Genomic DNA, 20,173 nt, shown 5'->3' on the forward strand with positions numbered 1-20,173 from the left:
ACGAAATGAAATTTAGGCCAATTGATGCGAAAAATCGCCGACTAAAAATTGCAAGCGCACCATTTACTCATAATAACCAAAGCACCAGCTTAGTAATGTTTTGGGTACTTCTTGCTGCCATTCCAGGAATTGCGGCACAAATTTACTTTTTTGGTATCGGTACGCTCTATCAAATTGTTTTAGCTATGCTCACAGCGCTTGTCACTGAAGCTATTTCCATACGCTTACGCAAGCAGCCTGTTGTTCCTGTTCTTAAAGATAATTCTGCCATTGTCACGGCTCTATTACTTGGGATCAGCCTACCGCCGTTATCACCTTGGTGGTTGATTGTATTAGGAACATTCTTTGCAATTACCATTGCCAAGCAATGTTATGGTGGATTGGGGCAAAACCCATTCAACCCAGCTATGGTTGGCTACGTTGTATTATTGATATCATTCCCTGTGCATATGACCAACTGGCTACCCCCGCAAGAATTGCAAAATATGCATATCTCCGCCATAGATAGCTTGTCAGTAATCTTCAGTGGGCACACCTCTTCGGGGGTAACGCTTGATCAGTTGCGAACAGGCATAGATGGCATGAGCCAAGCCACGCCGCTGGATAGCTTTAAGACGGGCTTGTTAACACACCCTATCTCTGATGTATTGCAACAACCTATCTTGCAAGGCTCATTAGCGGGTATTGGCTGGCAGTGGGTAAATATTGCGTATCTTATTGGTGGTTTGATCATGATTAACCGCCGCATTATTAGTTGGCATATTCCGCTATCATTCTTAGGTACACTAGCTGTTTTCGCAGTAATCAGTTATCTGATTGATGATAGCCGTTATGCGCCTCCGTTGGTTCATTTATTATCAGGTGCCACCATGTTAGGTGCATTTTTTATCGCAACCGACCCGGTTACGGCCTCAACAACACCAAAAGGACGGATTATTTTTGGTGTGATTATTGGTTTCTTAGTGTGGGTGATCCGCGTCTATGGCGGGTATCCTGATGCCGTTGCCTTCGCCGTATTGCTGGCCAACATCACCGTGCCGTTAATTGATTATTACACTCAACCGCGTGCCTACGGACATAAATAAGGAGCCAACATGTTAAATACAATGCGACGTCACGGAACAATCCTTGCCATATTTGCCGCAGGAACTACAGCCTTGAGTGCAGCGGTCTATACTTTAACGAAAGACATTATTGCTGAGCAAGCCGCTATCGTTCAGAAGAAACTGCTCGATCAAGTCGTCCCCAGTGACCTCTATGATAATGACTTAACGAAAGAATGTTATCTCGTCACAAATGAAGCGATATTAGGCAATAAACAGCCGAGGCGTTTGTACATTGCCCGTAAAAATGGTGAGCCTGTTGCCGCAGCGCTAGAAACCACAGCATTGGATGGCTATTCAGGCGCAATTCACTTGTTGGTAGGTGCCGATTTTAACGGTACCGTTTTAGGTGTCCGAGTCACTGAACACCATGAAACGCCGGGGCTTGGCGATAAAATTGAAACGCGTATTTCTGATTGGATCACCCATTTAAGTGGAAAGAAAATCGAATCGCCAAATGACCCCAAATGGGCAGTCAAAAAAGATGGGGGTGAATTCGACCAATTCACCGGTGCCACCATCACACCAAGAGCAGTGGTCAATGCCACAAAACGAACTGCGGTCTTCATGCAAACTGTTCCGCAAGAATTAGCAATTTACCCAACTTGTGGGGAAGAATAATGAGTGAGTCTAAAGATTTATTAGTTCAAGGGTTATGGAAAAATAACTCTGCTTTGGTACAGCTATTAGGGCTTTGTCCACTATTAGCGGTTTCATCAACAGCAACCAATGCACTTGGGCTTGGCCTTGCAACAACACTGGTATTAATATGTACAAACGTTGCTGTTTCTGCCCTGCGCCGTTGGGTGCCCTCTGAAATTCGCATCCCAATCTATGTGATGATCATTGCCTCGGTGGTGAGTGCTGTACAGATGTTAATCAATGCTTATGCCTTTGGTTTATATGAATCACTGGGGATTTTTATTCCATTGATTGTGACGAACTGTATTGTTATTGGCCGTGCAGAAGCTTATGCATCCCGTAATCCCGTCTCATTATCTGCAATTGATGGCTTTGCGATGGGCTTAGGGGCAACGGCGACCTTGTTTGTTTTAGGGTCTATCCGTGAAATTTTAGGTAACGGCACCTTATTTGATGGGGCGGATTTACTGTTAGGCTCATGGGCAACCTCATTACGCATTGAAGTTATTCACCTTGATTCTCCATTTTTACTCGCTATGCTACCACCGGGTGCCTTTATTGGCCTTGCCCTATTGTTAGCAGCAAAATATTTAATTGATGAAAAAATGAAAAAAAGAGCGGCTTTGCAAGCCGATCATCAGCCCGTACGTGAATATGAAAAACAACAAGGTTGCGGCGGTCATCTTTCTTAATCTATAAATTAATGTGAGCAATGAACAAATCAAAACGTATTGAAATTTTAACTCGCCTTCGAGACGATAACCCGCACCCAACGACGGAGCTAGAATTTAGCTCCCCGTTTGAGCTATTGATCTCTGTGTTATTATCCGCCCAAGCGACGGATGTCAGTGTCAATAAAGCGACCGCTAAGCTTTATCCTGTGGCAAATACCCCAGAAACAATCATGGCGCTCGGTGTTGATGGCATTAAAGAATACATTAAAACCATTGGCCTATTTAATACCAAAGCCGAAAGTGTCTATAAAACCTGCAAAATACTGATTGAAAAGCATAATAGCCAAGTCCCCGAAAACCGTGAAGCCCTGGAAGCCCTTCCGGGAGTTGGCCGTAAAACCGCCAATGTCGTTCTTAATACGGCCTTTGGCTGGCCAACCATCGCCGTTGATACCCACATATTTCGCGTGTGCAACCGTACCAACTTTGCCCCAGGTAAAGACGTTGTGGCCGTCGAAGAAAAATTACTGAAAGTCGTCCCTGCTGAATTTAAAGTTGATTGCCATCACTGGTTTATTCTCCATGGGCGTTACACTTGTATCGCACGCAAGCCGCGCTGTGGCTCATGCATTATCGAAGATCTCTGTGAATTTAAAGACAAAGTTTACCCAGAAGATTAACGATATCGTGCTTTCTCTGACGAAAAAGATAGGTCATCGTGCTAATCATAAGCACAACGCATTTTTTCCTTGCTCTAAGACTTTGTCTTACGTAACAATAGAGCCAAACTCAAACTTAATAAAACGGTAAGTATGTTTCAAGACAACCCACTGCTCGCGCAACTTAAACAAACATTACATGCCCAAACACCTCGTGTTGAAGGGTTAGTAAAAAGCACTGAAAAAGGTTTTGGCTTTTTAGAAGTCGATGGCCAAAAAAGCTATTTTATTCCACCTCCGCAAATGAAAAAAGTGATGCACGGTGACCGTGTTATCGCTGCTGTTCATACGGATAAAGACCGTGAGTTTGCTGAGCCTGAAGAGCTAGTCGAGCCTTTTTTAGACAGATTTGTCGGTAAAATTCAGAAAAAAGAAAACGACAACCGCTTATTTGTTATCCCCGATCATCCTTTACTGAAAGACATGATTTTATGTCGCCCTGTTAATGGCATTACCCACGAATTTAAGCAAGATGATTGGGTCGTTGCTCAAATGCGCCGTCACCCTTTAAAAGGCGATAAAAGCTTTTACGCAGATATCACTGAATATATCACTGAAGGCGATGACCACTTTGCGCCATGGTGGGTAACGTTACGCCGTCACCAATTAGACCGTGATGAGCCGCAAATGGTTGAAAGTGAGCGAGATGATCAAGGCATTGAACGCGTTGATTTAACTGACTTACATTTTGTGACCATCGATAGCGCTAGCACTGAAGATATGGATGATGCGCTGTATGTTGAGAAAACCGCTGATGGCGACCTTAAATTATTTATCGCTATCGCAGACCCAACCAGCTATATCCAAGAAGGCAGTGAATTAGACAAACTGGCTCTTGCACGTTCTTATACTAACTATTTACCCGGTTTCAATATTCCAATGTTGCCGCGTCAATTGTCAGATGATTTATGTTCCTTGCGCCCAAATGAACGCCGCCCTGCTTTAGTGTGTGTGACGCAAATTCATGCAGATGGCAGCATTGATGACAATATTGAGTTCTTCAGTGCTTGGGTCGAGTCAAAAACCAAATTAGTGTATGACGAGGTCTCTGATTGGCTTGAAGAAACTGGCACTTGGCAACCGGCCAATGACGCCGATAAGCAACAAATTTTGCAATTAAAAGAAATGGCAGATAAACGCTTACACTGGCGTGAAACCAATGCATTAGTCTTTAAAGACCGCCCTGATTACCGCTTTGTGCTCGATGATAAAGGCAATGTCATTGATATCGTCTCAGAAAGTCGCCGCAGTTCTAACCGCATTGTTGAAGAAGCGATGATCACCGCTAACCTTTGTGCAGCCAGCGTGTTAAAAGAAAAATTAGGCTTTGGTGTTTTCAACGTGCATATGGGCTTTGAACCGCTGCAAATTGAGCAGGTTGTTCAAACTTTAAAAGACAACGGTATTGAAACCACCGCAGAATCGCTGTTATCGTTGGAAGGTTTCCGCCAACTGCGTCGTAAGCTTGATGCAGAGCCTACCCAATTCTTAGATAGCCGAATTCGTCGTTACCAAACCTTTGCGGAAGTTAAAGCCGATCCTGGCCCTCACTTTGGCCTTGGTTTTAACGCTTACGCAACCTGGACATCACCTATTCGTAAATACACCGATATCGTTAACCATCGGTTACTGAAATCCATTATTGCTGGCAAGCCTTCAACGGATAAGCCCACTGAAGAGCTTTCCATTAAATTGGCAGAGCGCCGCCGTGCAAACCGTATGGCTGAGCGTGATGTGGGTGATTGGCTCTATTCTCGCTACCTAAAACCATTTGAAGGTACTGACACAAAATTCCCAGCAGAAATCATTGATATTACCCGCGGTGGTATACGTGTTCGCTTAGTCGATAACGGGGCTGTAGCGTTTGTCCCTGCACCATTTATTCACAGTGTTCGTGATGAAATTCAATGTAGCCAAGAAACCGGCAGTGTTCTGGTTAAAGGCGAAAAAGTGTATCAACTCAATGATATTATTAATGTCACCATTGCGGAAGTTCGTATGGAAACACGTAATATCGTAGCTCGCCCAGCAGAATAATACTTTTTATGCTATCTTTAAAAGACCATAAGTGAACGCTTATGGTCTTTTCTTCGTTTGAGATCTAGTCTATAGCGATTAATTCGCATTTAACGTTAAATTTCATCCATTATTCGCTATTTTTTCCTGATTATTCTTATTCGTAAACTTACCTAACATGCTAATTTATGATTTGTTTAATACGTGTTAAGGATTAAAAAATGAATACTGTCAGCAAACGCATTTTATCATTTATGGTTATCGCAACTGTCGCTATTAGTGTGAGTGCATGTTCCAACATGTCTAAGCGCGATAAAAATACCGCCATTGGTGCAGGTGTCGGTGCTGTCGGAGGCGCTGTACTTACCGGGGGAAGCTCACTTGGTACGGTAGGCGGTGCTGCTATTGGTGGGATCATTGGTCACCAAGTTGGCAAATAACTCACAATAAACTCTCCCCACATTCTCTAAATAGCGCCATTCTTTTGGCGCTATTTTATTTTAAGTTACCTAAAACTAGTCTTATCAGAGATAATACTTGACCGCTAAAAGTGTACAATGTACGCTAATTAAATCTATTTTAGGGAGGGAGCCCTATGAGCCATGCTATTGAATTTATTGAAACCACTTTTTTCACCAAACAAATACAAACCATTGCCACAGCGGAAGAACTTAGAGCACTACAAAATCAACTCATTGCATGGCCAGACAAAGGCGACCTCATCCAAGGAACGGGTGGGCTACGCAAAATTAGAATGGCGGTGGGTAATCAAGGAAAAAGTGGCAGTGCAAGGGTCATTTATTTTTAGCTACTAAAGAAATTATATATTTTATAATGGCTTATCCTAAAAGTGAAAAAGACACACTCACTGACAAAGAAAAAGCAGAATTAAAAAAACTCACAACAATACTTAAAGGAGAGGTATAACATGAGTATTTTCAATGAGTTAAAAGCCTCTTTAGAAGAAGCGGTTGAAATCAAAAACGGTACGAAAAAAGCCGCTAAGGTCACCCGTTATGAAGTGGCTGATGTCAAAGCGATTAGAGAACAACTCAATGTTTCACAAAGCGAATTGGCTCACGCATTAGGAACTAGCGTCGATACCATTAAAAGCTGGGAATTAAAGCGACGTAACCCAACAGGGCTAGCGGCAAAAGTGTTAGTCGCGATAAAAAGAAACCCTGAATTATTCAAAGAACTTGCTGCAATTTAAACCATAAAAAAACGGTGATTACATCTGCAATCACCGTTTTTTCTTTAATTATTTTAATCAGCCACCAGCTAATTTGACTTGCATACCTTTTGCTTCAAGAAGTTGCTTAATGACATCTCGCTTATCCCCTTGAATTTCAATATTTCCATCTTTTACTGCGCCACCACAACCACATTTTTTTTTCAATTCAGCCGCAAGTTTTGTGAGCTCTGCATCATCAAGGTCAAGCCCCGTTACCACACAAACCCCCTTGCCTTTACGGCCTGATGTTTCACGGCGAATTCTAACAATGCCATCACCTTTTGGCCTTTCTACTTTGGGTTTTTCTTCATCAATACGCCCAATGTCTGTGCTATACACAAGACGGCTGTTTGAATCACTCATACGAGGCCTTTAATAGATTGGTTGATTTGCTGCAAGGTTAACGCTGGGTTTTCGCTACGAGTGATTGGACGACCAATCACCATATAATCCACCCCTGCTTTAACGGCATTTTGTGGTGTCATGATGCGGCGCTGATCGCCAACATCACTGCCTTCTGGACGAATACCCGGTGTGACTAATTTAAAATCTTTACCGCATAAGCTTTTTAAGCGCTGTGCTTCATGTGCCGAGCACACAACACCATCAAGGCCACATTGCTTCGTCAGCAATGCAAGACGCTCAGCATGAACCGCAGGTGAATCATGGATCCCCACACCCACCAAATCGGTTTCATCCATACTGGTCAACACAGTCACGGCAGTTAATAAAGGTGCGTCTTTGCCATAAGCTTCAAGCGCTTGGCGTGCAGCTTCCATCATTCGAGCCCCGCCGCCTGCATGCACATTCACCATCCACACGCCCATTTCAGCAGAGGCAGCAACAGCCCGAGCAACGGTATTTGGAATATCGTGAAATTTTAAATCTAAGAAGATATCGAAGCCGCGGTCATGGAGCGATTTGACAAATTGAGGACCATTGAACGTGAACATTTCCTTGCCCACTTTAAGGCGGCAATCACGCGGGTCAATACGGTCAACAAACGCCAGTGCGTCATTGGCATCTTCGTAATCAAGTGCCACGATGATTGGCGAGTGTGTCTGGTTCTCAGTTGAGGAAATCATTTCATAGCCTTTAATGAGTTGTTATGAGGTTAAAAAGTGACGCTGTCACTGACCATCTAACCCGCGAATGGGTTTGATCGTATCCCAAGAACGACAAGATGGGCAGTGCCAATATAATGAACGAGAAGTAAAGCCACATTTATGGCAACGGTAATCAGGTTTTGTGCGGATTTGCTCACCCACCATTTTTCTTAGCAAAATCAAGCTTTCTTTTGCTCGGCCTTCTTCCGCTTCTTCAAGGTGATAATCCATTAAACGATAAAACAAGCGCATGGTTGGATGGCGTTGGATTTGGTCATTAATATAATTAGCAGCAGCTTCATGATTTTGCTTTTCAACAATAATATCGGCTAGATACAGCTCTGCAATCGCGCCTGAATTACCTGCTACACATTGACGCAAGTAATCTTCCCATGCATCCAATTGGCCTGTACGTTGATAGCAATCATGGAGCAGTGGTAATGTTTCCGTGACCAATTCCCTATCTTGCTCATACACTTGCTTTAAAACATGAATGGCCTTTTCATACGCAGCTTGCTCAATAAAAATACGCCCTTTCATAATGGAAACCCGCGCACAGTTTTTATCAGCTTGTTCAGCTTTATTTAATAAGGTTTGTGCATCATCAAGGTCATCACTCGCCAATTGTTGGGTCGCGAGTTCGCAATAAAAATGGGCAATTTGCTCACGTAATTCGTTATGGCCAAGTTTAACTAATTTACCTGCAACATCGATTGCTTTTGTCCATTCACTAGTTAACTGGTAAATATTCAGTAACGATTGCAAAGCGCTTTGCTTAAAGTCCACTTCATCAGTCAATTGTTGGAACATATTTTCAGCGCGATCGTACACTCCCGCCGTCATATAATCACGACCAAGTTGTTGAGTCGCTAAAAGACGTTGTTCGAAAGACAAAGACGCACTTTCCACCAGCGATTGGTGAATACGAATGGCGCGTTCAACTTCGCCACGAGAGCGAAATAAGTTACCTAAGGTAAGATGCGCTTCAAATGCTGAGCTATCATAGTTTTTAAGCATATCTAAAAACAAATCGACAGCTTTATCTTGTTGATTTGACAAAAGGAAATTCACGCCTGTCACATAATCACGGGACAAGCGGTTAGCATGCTGCTGCTTATCTTGTTGAGCACTTCTGCGCCCCATATACCAACCATAAGCGGCAGCCACAGGAAGCAACAGAAACAGCAACTCGAACATACAGGATTATTCCTTGTTCTGAGTCGTCACTAATGAGGTTGAGTCAGAAATATTATCATCTCCAGCACCTAATTGTGATTCTAGACGTCTAATTTTACGACGTGCATTTTTCAGGCTAACGATTGTACGTAAATAAAATGCCGCACACACCAGCCATCCTAGCACAAAACCGACACCAAAAAGTGATGCAAGAAGGGTTGATAAAGAAAAATCCCCTTTTGCTATCAGGTAGTTAAATGTAATAACCTGATCATTGCTCGAACCTAGCGTAATCGAGATGATAAAAAACGCGACCGCCAGTAATAAAATCAGAAAGTATTTCACATTTGTTCCCGTTATCAGTTCATTTCCATTCAATAATATCTACCTGATAAGGTAGCATTTCCCGCGCATCCAGACAAAGTAATTTATTTTATACCAATCCGAAATTTCACACGTTTTGACGCAACAATCACTCTATTGATGAAAGATTAACCGGCTTTTTGTTTTAACAACAGAAATACACCATAAGCCAATATAGCGAAAACAGCACTGATAAAGACAGATGTAATAACATCGATTGGCCAGTGCATACCGAGCAACATGCGACTAAATGCGATCCCTTCAGCCCAGAGCGCTAAGCCAATCGAAAGCCCGTAATAGCCTTTTTGCCAAAAAAAGGCGATAAACAGCAGAGCCCATCCAGCGGCAAACAGCATATGCCCTGATGGAAAGGAATATCCCGTTTCTGCCTGCCAATGCTTGCGTTGCCACTTAGCAATATCTTCATGTTGTTTAACGACTGTTTTAATTAGCTTGGCACGCGCTGACCGTGTTAATTCATAAAAATCCGAGTGCGTCACATCGTATTGTTCTTCGAGCCAAACGACATAAGGCCGCGGGTCTTGGAAATGGTTTTTAAGCAATGTCTTAGTGCCCTGTTGCAATAATAAGGCACAAATAACAATCATCACGACCTTTAATACAATACTTTTTTCTGCACGTAATCTGAATACAATAATACCAATAAGCGCCAGTGACGTAATAATGCTATATGGAGCACCCGCTGTATCGGTAAGCCATAATAACCACTTCATTGATTTAAATTGGTTTTCAGGCGCCCACTGCCACCCAAAAATTAGCATTATTATTGGTGGCAATACCAATAAAATAGCGAACAGGCTGACGATTGAAATAGTCTTTCTCATTCAATGTATTCCATAAATATTAATTCCGTCTTATAAATAAATATTCCATTCACTCGCGATTAACTCTGTTATAGTAATACAGCGCTGGTCGTGTGCAAAGATTACCAGCCCCCTATATGCAAAACGTCATATAGCATCGATATATTATACTTGCCGTACCTTATATCGATTTACGTTATTACATTAAGCAAGAGTTACTTTAACTAATGAATGAAAAAATGCAGCTAAAACGTGTTGCTCAAGCAAAACTTCCAACACCTTTCGGTGAATTTCTAATGGTGGGTTTTGAAGAAATTGCAACTGGTCATGACCATGTCGCTTTAATCTTTGGTGACATTTCTGGGGGTACCCCCGTTCTCAGCCGTATTCACTCTGAATGTTTAACGGGTGATGCGCTCTTTAGCCTACGTTGCGATTGTGGTTTCCAATTAGAAGCGGCGCTTTCTCAAATTAGTAAAGAAGGTCGCGGGGTATTACTTTATCATCGCCAAGAAGGCCGCAATATTGGCTTGCTAAATAAAATTCGCGCATATGCATTGCAAGATCAGGGCTTAGACACCGTTGAAGCCAATCTTAAATTAGGTTTTAAAGCGGATGAACGTGACTTTACGCTGTGCTCAGATATGTATAAATTACTGGGGATCAACGAAGTTCGCTTGTTAACAAATAACCCGAAAAAAATTGATATCATGCGTGAGGCCGGAATTAACGTGGTTGAGCGTGTACCACTGATAGTGGGCCGTAATCCAAGTAACGAACACTATCTGGATGTTAAAGCCCAAAAAATGGGCCATATGCTGTTTAAACATCAATAACGCCCATCACTAAGGAAGAGTGCCTGCGCTCTTCCCTTTTCTTTCTCATCTTCGTTCAATGTGTGCCATTTCTTAATGGTTATATTCACTTTCTTTCTATAAGGTTTATACTGTTCCCAATATTATTACCTTGATGAATAACACCCAATCTTTCCCTTATTCATCAAACTACAAGGAGATACTGTGAACAACCTGCATTCTATTCAACGCATGAGAAGACTGCGTAAAACTGAAAAACTCCGCACTTTATTCCAAGAAACTCACCTGTCAGTAAATGATCTTTGCTTGCCCATTTTCGTTGAGGAAGAGCTTGACGACTACATGCCTATCAACAGCATGCCGGGGGTAATGCGTATTCCTGAAAAACGCTTAGCGTATGAAATTGAGCGTATCGCAAATGCGGGGATTAAATCCGTCATGACCTTTGGTGTTTCCCATCACCTTGATGACAACGGTAGTGATGCATGGCAAGAAAATGGCTTAGTTGCTCGTATGTCCCGTATCTGTAAAGACACCGTGCCTGAAATGATTGTTATGTCTGATACCTGTTTTTGTGAATACACCTCCCACGGCCATTGTGGCGTGATGCATAACCACATTGTTGATAACGATGCCACTATTCACAATTTAGGTTTACAGGCGGTTGCAGCTGCTCGTGCTGGTGCAGACTTTATTGCCCCTTCTGCGGCAATGGATGGCCAAGTTGCTGCCATTCGACATGCGCTAGATGAAGCTGGATTTACCGATACTGCAATTATGTCCTATTCTACGAAATTCGCTTCCGCACTGTATGGCCCATTTCGTGATGCAGCAGGTTCATGCTTAAAAGGTGACCGTAAAACCTACCAAATGAACCCAATGAACCGCCGTGAAGCGCTGCATGAGTCGCTGATTGACGAGCGTGAAGGTGCCGATGCGTTGATGATCAAACCCGCTGGGGCTTATCTCGATATTATCCGTGACTTACGTGAACACACGCAATTACCTATTGGGGCATATCAAGTCAGTGGTGAATATGCACAAATCAAATTTGCAGCGCAAGCCGGTGCAATTGATGAAACACGTGTCGCATTGGAAACATTAGGCTCAATTAAACGCGCAGGGGCTGACCTAATCTTCACTTATTTTGCCTTACAACTGGCTGAAAGTAAGGTTTTATAGTATTTTCGCTTATAACAAAACCGCGATACTGGATATAAACACAGTGCCGCGGTTTTTTGGCATTTTAGATTAAAAAATAAGCCGCTAGAGCCTAAAAATAACCCAATTGATTATTTTCCACGCTGAATATCAAGCTGATGGGTTAATATTTTTGCATAATGCTGAGCCACTTCTGCCGATGGCAAGCCCGCTATCAATAAATCGTCTTTACCCGCTGTTGTTTTAGCGACAACGCCCCAAAACTCCACCTCAAAATCAATACTCTCCGGGTTTTGATCCGGCATTGGCACAATATCAAAATACTCTTTTAATGGCGCAATGGTAATTGCCATGTAATCCGCATTTAAGCCAAGTGGGAATTCTTTGTCCGCATACAGACGTAAGTCATGAACTTCTGTTTCCGGTGTTCTCATCACAATAGAATACAAATTAGGAATATGTTCTAAAATATCGCGAACTTCTTCATTCGAACCATCAAAATGAGAAGTTGTTAATAAGATATCTGCTGCCCACAATGCCCCTTTATAGAAATCGGTTTCATTGATATCTGCCATATATATTTCCTTTACGTTGTTTTCGATAAATTTAGCGAGTCCGAATCCATTACATGGATATTAATTCAAACAAAGAAACTGATTTATGGCGAACTTCATCCAGAAGTGATTGGATAAAGAATGGTTTTCTCCCTCACATTTAACCATCTACCTAACACCATAACGTAGATCCACATCGAAAATATTGAGAAAAAACAAGATTAAGAAATAAGATAGGAATAAAAAACGCCTGTAAGTATTAACCAAACAGGCGTTTTTCATTAGCGTAAGTTAGTGAAGCATTTGCCGAATGACATAATGCAAGATACCGCCATGGCGGTAATACTCCATTTCGGTGCCTGTATCGATACGGCAACGCGTGGTGATCTCTTTGACCTCACCGTTTCCAGACGTAATTTTCACTTTTAAGTCTTGCCCCGGTGTCAGTGATTGTAGGCCAACGACGTCAATGCGTTCATCCCCCTTCAATCCAAGGGTTTTACGAGACATGCCCTCTTTAAACTCCAAAGGCACAACCCCCATACCAATTAAGTTTGAACGATGAATACGCTCATAAGATTCGGCAATCACCACACGAACACCTAATAAATTGGTTCCTTTTGCCGCCCAGTCACGACTTGAACCTGAGCCATATTCCTTACCTGCAATAATGGCTAATGGGCGTTTTTCCTGCTGGTATAACATCGCCGCATCATAAATCGCCATTTGCTGACCAGTCGGAATATGCAAGGTATAGCCGCCTTCAACGCCAGGTACCATTTCATTACGAATACGGATATTGGCAAACGTACCGCGCATCATCACTTCATGGTTACCACGACGCGAACCATAAGAGTTAAAATCAGCAACCGCAACACCATGCTCTTGAAGGTAGCGCCCCGCTGGACTGTCTTTCTTGATATTCCCCGCAGGTGAAATATGGTCAGTAGTCACCGAATCACCCAGAATGGCCAAAATATTGGCACTATGAATATCTTTAACTGGCGCAGGCTGTGCTTTCATCCCTTCAAAGAATGGTGGATGACGAATATAGGTTGAGTCCCCCTGCCAATGATAGGTTGACGAGCTTTCAACTTCGAGGGCGCGCCACGCATCGTCACCTTCAAATACGGCATTGTATTCTTTGCGGAACATATCCGTTTTAACTTGCTGTACTGCTTGAGCAATTTCAGCACTGGTCGGCCAAATGTCTTTCAGATAAACATCATTACCTTGTTTATCCACGCCTAGTGGTTCATTTTTCAAATTAATATTCATATTACCCGCAAGGGCATATGCCACAACCAGCGGTGGTGACGCCAGCCAGTTGGTTTTCACCAAAGGATGGATCCTTCCTTCAAAGTTTCGGTTCCCAGAAAGCACAGCACCCACGGTTAAATCGGTTTGTTTAATCGCCGCTTCGATTGGTTCAGGTAATGGTCCTGAGTTACCGATACAGGTGGTACATCCATACCCGACAAGGTTAAAGCCGAGTTTATCTAAATAAGGGGTTAAACCCGCAACGGCAAGATAGTCCGTTACCACTTTGGAACCCGGTGCAAGGGACGATTTAACCCAAGGTTGACGAGACAACCCTTTTTCAACAGCTTTTTTCGCTAACAGCCCCGCTGCCATCAAAACACTTGGGTTTGAGGTATTGGTACAAGATGTAATCGCAGCAATTACGACTGCGCCATCGGTAAGCTCAAACGTTTTATTTTGATATCTCACTTCAGGATGCGCGTTTTTATCTTGTTTATTGACTTCGAGTTCAACCGCACCGCGAAACGCTTTAGGCACTTGGCTCAGCTCCACTCTATCTTGTGGACGTTTCGGGCCAGCAAGGCTGGATTCAACAGTAGACATATCCAATTCAAGGGTACTGGTAAAGATAGGTTCATCGCCTGAATGGCGCCATAAACCCTGCTCTTTACTATACGCTTCCACCAGCGCCACTTCATCGTCACTGCGCCCTGTTAGTCGCATGTAGGACAAGGTAATTTCATCGATGGGGAAGAAACCACAGGTTGCACCATATTCTGGTGACATATTCGCAATGGTTGCACGGTCAGCTAAAGGCAAATCCGCCAAACCATCACCGTAGAATTCGACAAATTTACCAACGACACCGTGTTTACGTAACATTTGAGTGACGGTTAAAACAAGGTCAGTCGCCGTAATACCTTCCGATAATTTACCTGTTAACTTAAAGCCAACCACATCGGGGATTAACATAGAAACAGGCTGACCTAACATCGCCGCTTCAGCTTCTATTCCCCCCACTCCCCAACCCAACACGCCGAGCCCGTTGATCATGGTAGTATGGGAGTCGGTGCCGACAAGGGTATCAGGGTAAGCATATAACTTACCGTCAATTTCCTCATGCCAAACCGCTTTACCGAGGTACTCTAAGTTAACCTGATGACAAATCCCCGTACCCGGTGGCACAACTTGGAAACGATTAAAGGCTTTTTGCCCCCAACGCAGGAATAAATAGCGCTCGTGGTTACGTTCCATTTCAATTTCGACGTTTTCACCAAACGCAGCTTGCGTGGCAAATTCATCCACCATTACCGAGTGGTCAATCACCAGATCAACAGGGGATAATGGATTGACTTGGTTAACATTTCCCCCTAACGATTTAACCGCTTCACGCATTGCTGCAAGGTCAACTACCGCAGGGACACCCGTAAAATCTTGCATCAGCACACGAGCGGGACGATAGGCAATCTCCCTATCTGCATGGGCATTTTTTTGCCAATCAATAATCGCTTGTAGGTCTTGTTCAACAACAGATGTGCCATCGACATGGCGTAACAGGTTTTCGAGTAATACTTTGAGGGATTTTGGCAGCTTTGAACCGTCGCCGATTTTTTTCGCGGCTAGTGCCAAACTGAAGTAATTATACTGCTTGTTTCCGACAACAAGTGTTGAGGCACTTGTTGTTTTTAGACTCAACGACATAACTCCTCCTTGGTTTTTATGGCTATGGCAATAATATTTATTTACCGCCATTATTTTTTGTTAACCAATTGTAAGCATAGTTGCTTTATAAATTTGATTTATAGATTTTGTGCCAAATTTGCAGTTTAGACCTATTAATCATAGGGAATTTAAGATAAGAAGGGAAAGGATAAGCGTGAATGAGGATAAAAAAGCGTAGAGATGGTAATTATTTTCAGTTTGGGTGAGCGCCTATTGCGAGCTGAAGATCCGCTATAGTGATCATTAACATCATGGGGTCTAGAGGTGAAGGCACAAAGCCAACATGTTTATAAAACCGTTTAGCATCATCCGAAAGTGCATGAACGATCATTCCTCGGATACCAACTAGCCCTGACGCCTGAACAACCCTCTGCGCGGCATCTTTCACCAGCGCTCTGCCAATGCCTAAACCTTTCACGTTTACGTCCACTGCCAGACGACCAAGTAAAACAACGGGGATATCCGTTCGCATATTTCGCCGAAACTTACCCACGGCTTGGCTCGTAGTTATAATGCCTGTAGAAAGTGCGTAATACCCCACCACCGTATTATCAGATGTGGTAACAAAAGTACGGGATGCGCCCGTTTTCTGATTTCCCATCGCGCGATTTTTTAACCAATGATCCAACGTTTCCTCACCTGAAAAGAACGTATCCAGACGGTGGTTTAAATTAAGAGGCTCAGGGGCTGTCAGGTTCAATGTCATTTTTCCCACGGGGATTTGGACATCATGGTTTTTCTGAGTGCCTCATTATTACTCGGAGGGGCATCTAATTGAGCAACAAATTCCTGATAAACTTCAGGGCTCACATTAATCACACGGAGATCGGCTAATGCTTCTTCCGCAGCTCGACGAGCGGCTTCGAGTACAAACTCTGTACGGTTTTTTCCGGTAGCATTAGCAGCACGGTCAATCAGGATTTTATCTTCTAATTTAATGCGTATATTCAATGATGAGCGTGTAACTGCCGTATCATTATCACGTGTATTTTGCGCCGCCATGGTTAACTCCTAACTGATGACTTATTTTTTAAGCATACCGCATTGTAATGACAATGTCATTACGCATAACAAAGGCAAACATATAACACACAGTTTTGTTAGCATTTGCAGTAAAAAGATGATTAATGGTAGCCACATAATTAATAGTGGCTACCAAAAGGTGGGCGGGCAATAATACAAAAATTAAATAATCGGTAACTGAATGTCTTTAAAAAACGCTTCAATTTCATCATTATTACGAATGGCAATCGCCTTATCCACCACATCTCGAGTCAAATGTGGCGCAAAGCGCCATAAGAAATCATACATATAGCTACGCAAGAAACTGGTGCGTTTAAAGCCAATTTTGGTAGTGCTATAGCTGAACTTATCACGCATATCAATAACAACAAGGTCAGAGTCATTCACTGCATCAACCGCCATACTAGCGATAATACCAATACCCAGTCCTAGTCTGACGTAGGTTTTAATAACGTCCGCATCTGTTGCTGTAAAAATAATTTTCGGCTCTAAGCCTATTTTTTGGAAAGCGACATCCAATTCTGAGCGACCTGTAAATCCATGGGTATATGTCACAATTTGATATTCCGCGATATCTTCAATAGTCACATTCTTTTTCGTCGCCAGCGGGTGATCCTTTTGCACGACCACACAGCGGTTCCAGTGGTAGCAAGGCAACATAATAAGGTCGCTATACAGATGAAGCGCTTCCGTGGCGATTGCAAAGTCACTGTTACCTTTGCATACCTCTTCCGCAATTTGGGTCGGCGTACCTTGCTGCATATGCAACGACACATGGGGATAACGCTCAATAAAACCTTTAATAACAGGGGGTAACGCATAACGAGCTTGCGTATGAGTCGTTGCGATATTCAACGTACCGCGATCTGGGTAGGTATGTTCACCCGCCACTGAGCGTATCGCTTCAATTTTCGACAGTACTTCTCTTGAAATGCGAACAACCTCTTCCCCTGCAGGTGTGACATGCGTTAGGTGCTTACCACTGCGAGCAAAAATTTGGATGCCTAGCTCATCTTCCAACATCCGCACTTGTTTACTGATACCCGGTTGCGAAGTAAAAAGCCCCTCCGCCGTAGAGGAGACATTTAAGTCATGGTTAACGACTTCAACAATATAACGTAATTGCTGCAATTTCATATTTCTGCCTACCCCTTACTGGACCACGATATATTCGCTATAGCTAAAAAACATTAGTTATAACCAAAAATTATATATGAACGATTCGATATAACCAATATAACATTATTTCAACCAGAATAAACAGTATGATGATAAAATTTCATCTAAGCTCAATGATGCTCATTGTCAGGGCGTAAGGTATTGCAAAGACGAGTTATCTTTAATTCGTGATATGTTTCAATAAATAAAACGTAATTTGATGGATTTCCACTTCAAGGTAGACTAAACCAAGTGGAGTTTTATATTCTCAACGAAGAGAGGTTTTTACATGCGTATAAATGTGTTGGCGCTGCTTATTGGTATGTCGACAGTTTCCTTTGCACCTCAGATGCTTGCAAAAGAAGTGACTTATGGACAACAAAAAATTGTGTTATCCGACACAATTAATCCAGGAAATGATTTCTACCGTTATGTGAATGAAGACTGGATAAGCAAGGCAAAAATCCCAACGGGTATGCCTCGCATTAACTCTTTTGTTGATTTGTACTTAAATACCGAAAAACAAACTCAGGCAATTATTGATGAGCTTCAGAAAAAATCTGAAAGCGAATTGGATCATAATCAACGTAATATCCGTAACTTATACCAGAGTTTCCTGAACGAAGATGCCATTGAGAAAGCAGGCCTTTCCCCTATCAAACAAGATTTAGCTGAGATTGCAAACGCAAAAAACCATCAGGATATCAGCCAGCTAATGACTAACCCAGATTTCAATTCATTGATTTCTTATTGGGTCGATTTAGATGCAAAAGCCCCTGAAACGTATGTATTGTATGTTGGCCAAGGGGGCTTAGGGTTGCCAAATCGAACTTATTACCTCGATGACACCCCGCAGATGCAAGATATACGAAAAAGTTATATCGCCTATATCGCAACAATGTTAAAACTGGCGGGCGAGAAAGACGTTGAACAAAAAGCACAAAAAATCTTCGAGTTAGAAAAAGCCATTGCGACAGTGCATTGGAGCCCTGAAGCACGCCGTGACACTATCAAAAACTACCATGCGATGTCACTGCCTGAAATGAAAAACTTCACCCAAGGTTTTGATTGGAATGGCTTTATTAATCGCTACAATCTTACCGATAAACAGCTTGAAAAAGTGGTGGTAGAAACAGATAGCGCTGTTGAACAAACCGCAAAGATTTTCGCGAAAACACCCGTTTCCACATTAAAAGATTATTTAACATTCCAATATATTAGCGACCATGCACGCTATTTAAATAAAGCAGTTTCTGATGCCAATTTTGATTTTTATTCGAAAAAACTCAACGGGGTAGAAAAACAACGTACCCGTCAAGAACGTGCTTTACAAACAGTAAACTCGTTACAAGGTGAGCCATTAGGGCAGATTTACGTTGAAAGATATTTCGACCCACAATCAAAAGAAAAAATAAAAGATTTAGTCAGTTATGTTCGAGGTACATTTAATTCACGTTTGAAAGATAACGATTGGATGGATGAAAATACCCGCCAAGAAGCCCTGAAAAAACTGGAACAATTCACTGTAAAAGTAGGCTACCCCGATAAATGGAATGATTTTAGCAGCATTAATTTAAAACCAGACTCGTTATTGGATAACTACAAGCAAGTCGTTGCATGGTCTTACAACGATATGTTGAGCAAAATGGGCCAACCTGTACGCAAGTGGGAATGGGGAATGACACCACAAACGGTAAATGCCTATTTCAACCCTGTACAAAATGAAATTGTTTTCCCTGCTGCAATTTTACAGGCGCCATTCTTCGACCCAAATGTTGACCCTGCATATAACTATGGGGCTATCGGTGCCGTTATTGGTCATGAAATGGGCCATGGCTTTGATGACCAAGGCAGTTTATACGACGGCACAGGCCAGCTTCGCAATTGGTGGAGCGAAAGCGCCAAAAAGCATTTTAAAGAAAAAACTGAAAAATTGGTCGAACAATACAATGCATTTGATGTTGATGGCTTAAAGGTTAATGGGCAATTAACCTTAGGTGAGAATATTGGCGACTTAGGTGGGTTAAATATCGCGTTGAGTGCCTATAAACAATTCGCCAAAGAAAATTATCCTAATGGTGAACCACCGATTATTGACGGTACAACAGGTTTACAGCGCTTTTTCATCGCATGGGCACGTACATGGCAAGAGCTGTCGAATAAAGAGTCTGAGCGTAATAAAATTATGACTGACCCGCACAGCCCAAACCAATTCCGCGCCAATGGCGTTGTGCGTAATATCGATGATTGGTACCAAACCTTTGGCGTCGATAAAGACAACGCCCTCTACCTAGAACCTGAAAAACGTATTCGTATCTGGTAATCGATTGATAAATAAGCAAAAAGAAAGCTCGGCATTTTTCCGAGCTTTCAAACTACATCATCAGTTAAGTATTACTTTGAACAATTAAGATCTTGCTCTAAATAGTTTACGTTGTGGTTAGTCGGCAAGTGAAGCTAAGCCCTAGGAGCATACACCAGTATGTGACTAGGGTTAGCAAGCGCAGCCAACAACGCCATAGCGTAAAATACGGTCAGTTAAAGACTTCCCCTTAACAGTTTAGACCTTGCTCTAAATAGTTTGCGTTGTGGCTAGGCGGCAAGTGAAGCTAAGCCCTAG

Annotated in this window: 20 protein-coding genes and 1 pseudogene; 11 read left to right on the forward strand and 10 right to left on the reverse strand. The window is 42.6% G+C overall.

Annotation, left to right across the window (positions count from 1 at the left end):
- Positions 1 to 5: 5 nt before the first annotated feature.
- The 8 genes and pseudogenes from rsxD (at position 6) to nadS (ending at position 6,367) form a co-directional block, all read left to right on the forward strand.
- Positions 6 to 1,085 carry an electron transport complex subunit RsxD gene (gene rsxD, locus AC4IFT_RS19440; RefSeq protein ID WP_490752355.1) on the forward strand — a complete coding sequence of 360 codons (1,080 nt, stop codon included), beginning with the start codon at positions 6 to 8 and terminating at the stop codon, positions 1,083 to 1,085.
- Positions 1,086 to 1,094: 9 nt separating this feature from the next.
- Positions 1,095 to 1,724 carry an electron transport complex subunit RsxG gene (gene rsxG / locus AC4IFT_RS19445; protein ID WP_490736700.1) on the forward strand — a complete coding sequence of 210 codons (630 nt, stop codon included), beginning with the start codon at positions 1,095 to 1,097 and terminating at the stop codon, positions 1,722 to 1,724.
- A complete protein-coding gene (locus AC4IFT_RS19450) occupies positions 1,724 to 2,437 on the forward strand; it encodes an electron transport complex subunit E (RefSeq protein ID WP_490736698.1) in 714 nt (237 codons plus the stop codon). Before rsxG ends, AC4IFT_RS19450 begins: the two co-directional genes overlap by 1 nt.
- A gap of 20 nt (positions 2,438 to 2,457) precedes the next feature.
- Entirely contained in the window at positions 2,458 to 3,099 is a 642-nt protein-coding gene (nth, locus tag AC4IFT_RS19455) for an endonuclease III (RefSeq protein WP_219247821.1), read from the forward strand.
- Between the two features lie 132 nt (positions 3,100 to 3,231).
- Positions 3,232 to 5,175 carry an exoribonuclease II gene (locus AC4IFT_RS19460; protein ID WP_490752357.1) on the forward strand — a complete coding sequence of 648 codons (1,944 nt, stop codon included), beginning with the start codon at positions 3,232 to 3,234 and terminating at the stop codon, positions 5,173 to 5,175.
- A gap of 200 nt (positions 5,176 to 5,375) precedes the next feature.
- The gene (gene osmB / locus AC4IFT_RS19465) at positions 5,376 to 5,594 is read left to right on the forward strand and encodes an osmotically-inducible lipoprotein OsmB (RefSeq protein ID WP_472533844.1); all 219 of its coding nucleotides are present in this window, start codon (positions 5,376 to 5,378) and stop codon (positions 5,592 to 5,594) included.
- A 155-nt stretch (positions 5,595 to 5,749) separates the two neighbouring features.
- Positions 5,750 to 6,081, forward strand: a pseudogene (locus AC4IFT_RS19470) (type II toxin-antitoxin system RelE/ParE family toxin).
- A gap of 1 nt (position 6,082) precedes the next feature.
- Positions 6,083 to 6,367, forward strand: coding sequence for a NadS family protein (nadS, locus tag AC4IFT_RS19475; RefSeq protein ID WP_273839553.1), 285 nt, complete (start codon positions 6,083 to 6,085; stop codon positions 6,365 to 6,367).
- Positions 6,368 to 6,424: 57 nt separating this feature from the next.
- On the opposite strand, the gene yciH is transcribed toward nadS, so the two are convergent.
- The 5 genes from yciH to AC4IFT_RS19500 form a co-directional block, all read right to left on the reverse strand.
- The gene (gene yciH, locus AC4IFT_RS19480; RefSeq protein WP_490736690.1) at positions 6,425 to 6,751 is read right to left on the reverse strand and encodes a stress response translation initiation inhibitor YciH; all 327 of its coding nucleotides are present in this window, start codon (positions 6,749 to 6,751) and stop codon (positions 6,425 to 6,427) included.
- Positions 6,748 to 7,473, reverse strand: coding sequence for an orotidine-5'-phosphate decarboxylase (gene pyrF / locus AC4IFT_RS19485; protein WP_490736688.1), 726 nt, complete (start codon positions 7,471 to 7,473; stop codon positions 6,748 to 6,750). Before pyrF ends, yciH begins: the two co-directional genes overlap by 4 nt.
- A 45-nt stretch (positions 7,474 to 7,518) precedes the next feature.
- The gene (gene lapB, locus AC4IFT_RS19490) at positions 7,519 to 8,691 is read right to left on the reverse strand and encodes a lipopolysaccharide assembly protein LapB (RefSeq protein ID WP_490736686.1); all 1,173 of its coding nucleotides are present in this window, start codon (positions 8,689 to 8,691) and stop codon (positions 7,519 to 7,521) included.
- A 6-nt stretch (positions 8,692 to 8,697) separates the two neighbouring features.
- The gene (locus AC4IFT_RS19495; RefSeq protein WP_490736685.1) at positions 8,698 to 9,015 is read right to left on the reverse strand and encodes a LapA family protein; all 318 of its coding nucleotides are present in this window, start codon (positions 9,013 to 9,015) and stop codon (positions 8,698 to 8,700) included.
- 146 nt (positions 9,016 to 9,161) lie between these two features.
- Positions 9,162 to 9,878, reverse strand: coding sequence for a phosphatase PAP2 family protein (locus AC4IFT_RS19500; RefSeq protein ID WP_490752359.1), 717 nt, complete (start codon positions 9,876 to 9,878; stop codon positions 9,162 to 9,164).
- Positions 9,879 to 10,096: 218 nt separating this feature from the next.
- Here AC4IFT_RS19500 and ribA point away from each other — a divergent pair, with 218 nt between their 5' ends.
- Both ribA and hemB read left to right on the forward strand, forming a co-directional pair.
- Complete coding sequence (gene ribA, locus AC4IFT_RS19505; RefSeq protein ID WP_219249412.1) at positions 10,097 to 10,693, forward strand: GTP cyclohydrolase II; 597 nt, start codon at positions 10,097 to 10,099, stop codon at positions 10,691 to 10,693.
- 183 nt (positions 10,694 to 10,876) lie between these two features.
- Positions 10,877 to 11,854, forward strand: coding sequence for a porphobilinogen synthase (hemB, locus tag AC4IFT_RS19510; protein ID WP_490736680.1), 978 nt, complete (start codon positions 10,877 to 10,879; stop codon positions 11,852 to 11,854).
- Between the two features lie 110 nt (positions 11,855 to 11,964).
- Here the strand turns inward: hemB and AC4IFT_RS19515 are convergent, their stop codons facing one another.
- The 5 genes from AC4IFT_RS19515 to cysB form a co-directional block, all read right to left on the reverse strand.
- Positions 11,965 to 12,408, reverse strand: a complete 444-nt coding sequence (locus AC4IFT_RS19515) for a hypothetical protein (RefSeq protein ID WP_490752361.1) — start codon at positions 12,406 to 12,408, stop codon at positions 11,965 to 11,967.
- A gap of 270 nt (positions 12,409 to 12,678) precedes the next feature.
- On the reverse strand, positions 12,679 to 15,351 hold the full coding sequence (gene acnA, locus AC4IFT_RS19520; RefSeq protein ID WP_490752363.1) for an aconitate hydratase AcnA: 2,673 nt from the start codon (positions 15,349 to 15,351) through the stop codon (positions 12,679 to 12,681).
- Between the two features lie 214 nt (positions 15,352 to 15,565).
- Positions 15,566 to 16,078: a GNAT family N-acetyltransferase gene (locus AC4IFT_RS19525; protein ID WP_490752365.1), complete on the reverse strand. Its 513-nt coding sequence runs from the start codon at positions 16,076 to 16,078 to the stop codon at positions 15,566 to 15,568.
- The gene (locus tag AC4IFT_RS19530; protein ID WP_490736672.1) at positions 16,075 to 16,374 is read right to left on the reverse strand and encodes a type II toxin-antitoxin system TacA family antitoxin; all 300 of its coding nucleotides are present in this window, start codon (positions 16,372 to 16,374) and stop codon (positions 16,075 to 16,077) included. Before AC4IFT_RS19530 ends, AC4IFT_RS19525 begins: the two co-directional genes overlap by 4 nt.
- A gap of 183 nt (positions 16,375 to 16,557) precedes the next feature.
- The gene (cysB, locus tag AC4IFT_RS19535) at positions 16,558 to 17,532 is read right to left on the reverse strand and encodes an HTH-type transcriptional regulator CysB (protein WP_206086092.1); all 975 of its coding nucleotides are present in this window, start codon (positions 17,530 to 17,532) and stop codon (positions 16,558 to 16,560) included.
- 310 nt (positions 17,533 to 17,842) lie between these two features.
- Here cysB and AC4IFT_RS19540 point away from each other — a divergent pair, with 310 nt between their 5' ends.
- On the forward strand, positions 17,843 to 19,876 hold the full coding sequence (locus AC4IFT_RS19540) for a M13 family metallopeptidase (RefSeq protein WP_490752368.1): 2,034 nt from the start codon (positions 17,843 to 17,845) through the stop codon (positions 19,874 to 19,876).
- The last annotated feature ends 297 nt before the right edge of the window (positions 19,877 to 20,173 follow it).

Source organism: Providencia sp. UF-183, from assembly GCF_058246155.1.

Coding starts and splice junctions, on each gene's coding strand:
- rsxD (WP_490752355.1), top strand. CDS start 6: ATGAAATTTAGGCCAATTGATGCGAAAAATCGCCGACTAAAAATTGCA.
- rsxG (WP_490736700.1), top strand. CDS start 1,095: ATGTTAAATACAATGCGACGTCACGGAACAATCCTTGCCATATTTGCC.
- AC4IFT_RS19450 (WP_490736698.1), top strand. CDS start 1,724: ATGAGTGAGTCTAAAGATTTATTAGTTCAAGGGTTATGGAAAAATAAC.
- nth (WP_219247821.1), top strand. CDS start 2,458: ATGAACAAATCAAAACGTATTGAAATTTTAACTCGCCTTCGAGACGAT.
- AC4IFT_RS19460 (WP_490752357.1), top strand. CDS start 3,232: ATGTTTCAAGACAACCCACTGCTCGCGCAACTTAAACAAACATTACAT.
- osmB (WP_472533844.1), top strand. CDS start 5,376: ATGAATACTGTCAGCAAACGCATTTTATCATTTATGGTTATCGCAACT.
- nadS (WP_273839553.1), top strand. CDS start 6,083: ATGAGTATTTTCAATGAGTTAAAAGCCTCTTTAGAAGAAGCGGTTGAA.
- yciH (WP_490736690.1), bottom strand. CDS start 6,751: ATGAGTGATTCAAACAGCCGTCTTGTGTATAGCACAGACATTGGGCGT.
- pyrF (WP_490736688.1), bottom strand. CDS start 7,473: ATGATTTCCTCAACTGAGAACCAGACACACTCGCCAATCATCGTGGCA.
- lapB (WP_490736686.1), bottom strand. CDS start 8,691: ATGTTCGAGTTGCTGTTTCTGTTGCTTCCTGTGGCTGCCGCTTATGGT.
- AC4IFT_RS19500 (WP_490752359.1), bottom strand. CDS start 9,878: ATGAGAAAGACTATTTCAATCGTCAGCCTGTTCGCTATTTTATTGGTA.
- ribA (WP_219249412.1), top strand. CDS start 10,097: ATGCAGCTAAAACGTGTTGCTCAAGCAAAACTTCCAACACCTTTCGGT.
- AC4IFT_RS19515 (WP_490752361.1), bottom strand. CDS start 12,408: ATGGCAGATATCAATGAAACCGATTTCTATAAAGGGGCATTGTGGGCA.
- acnA (WP_490752363.1), bottom strand. CDS start 15,351: ATGTCGTTGAGTCTAAAAACAACAAGTGCCTCAACACTTGTTGTCGGA.
- AC4IFT_RS19525 (WP_490752365.1), bottom strand. CDS start 16,078: ATGACATTGAACCTGACAGCCCCTGAGCCTCTTAATTTAAACCACCGT.
- AC4IFT_RS19530 (WP_490736672.1), bottom strand. CDS start 16,374: ATGGCGGCGCAAAATACACGTGATAATGATACGGCAGTTACACGCTCA.
- cysB (WP_206086092.1), bottom strand. CDS start 17,532: ATGAAATTGCAGCAATTACGTTATATTGTTGAAGTCGTTAACCATGAC.
- AC4IFT_RS19540 (WP_490752368.1), top strand. CDS start 17,843: ATGCGTATAAATGTGTTGGCGCTGCTTATTGGTATGTCGACAGTTTCC.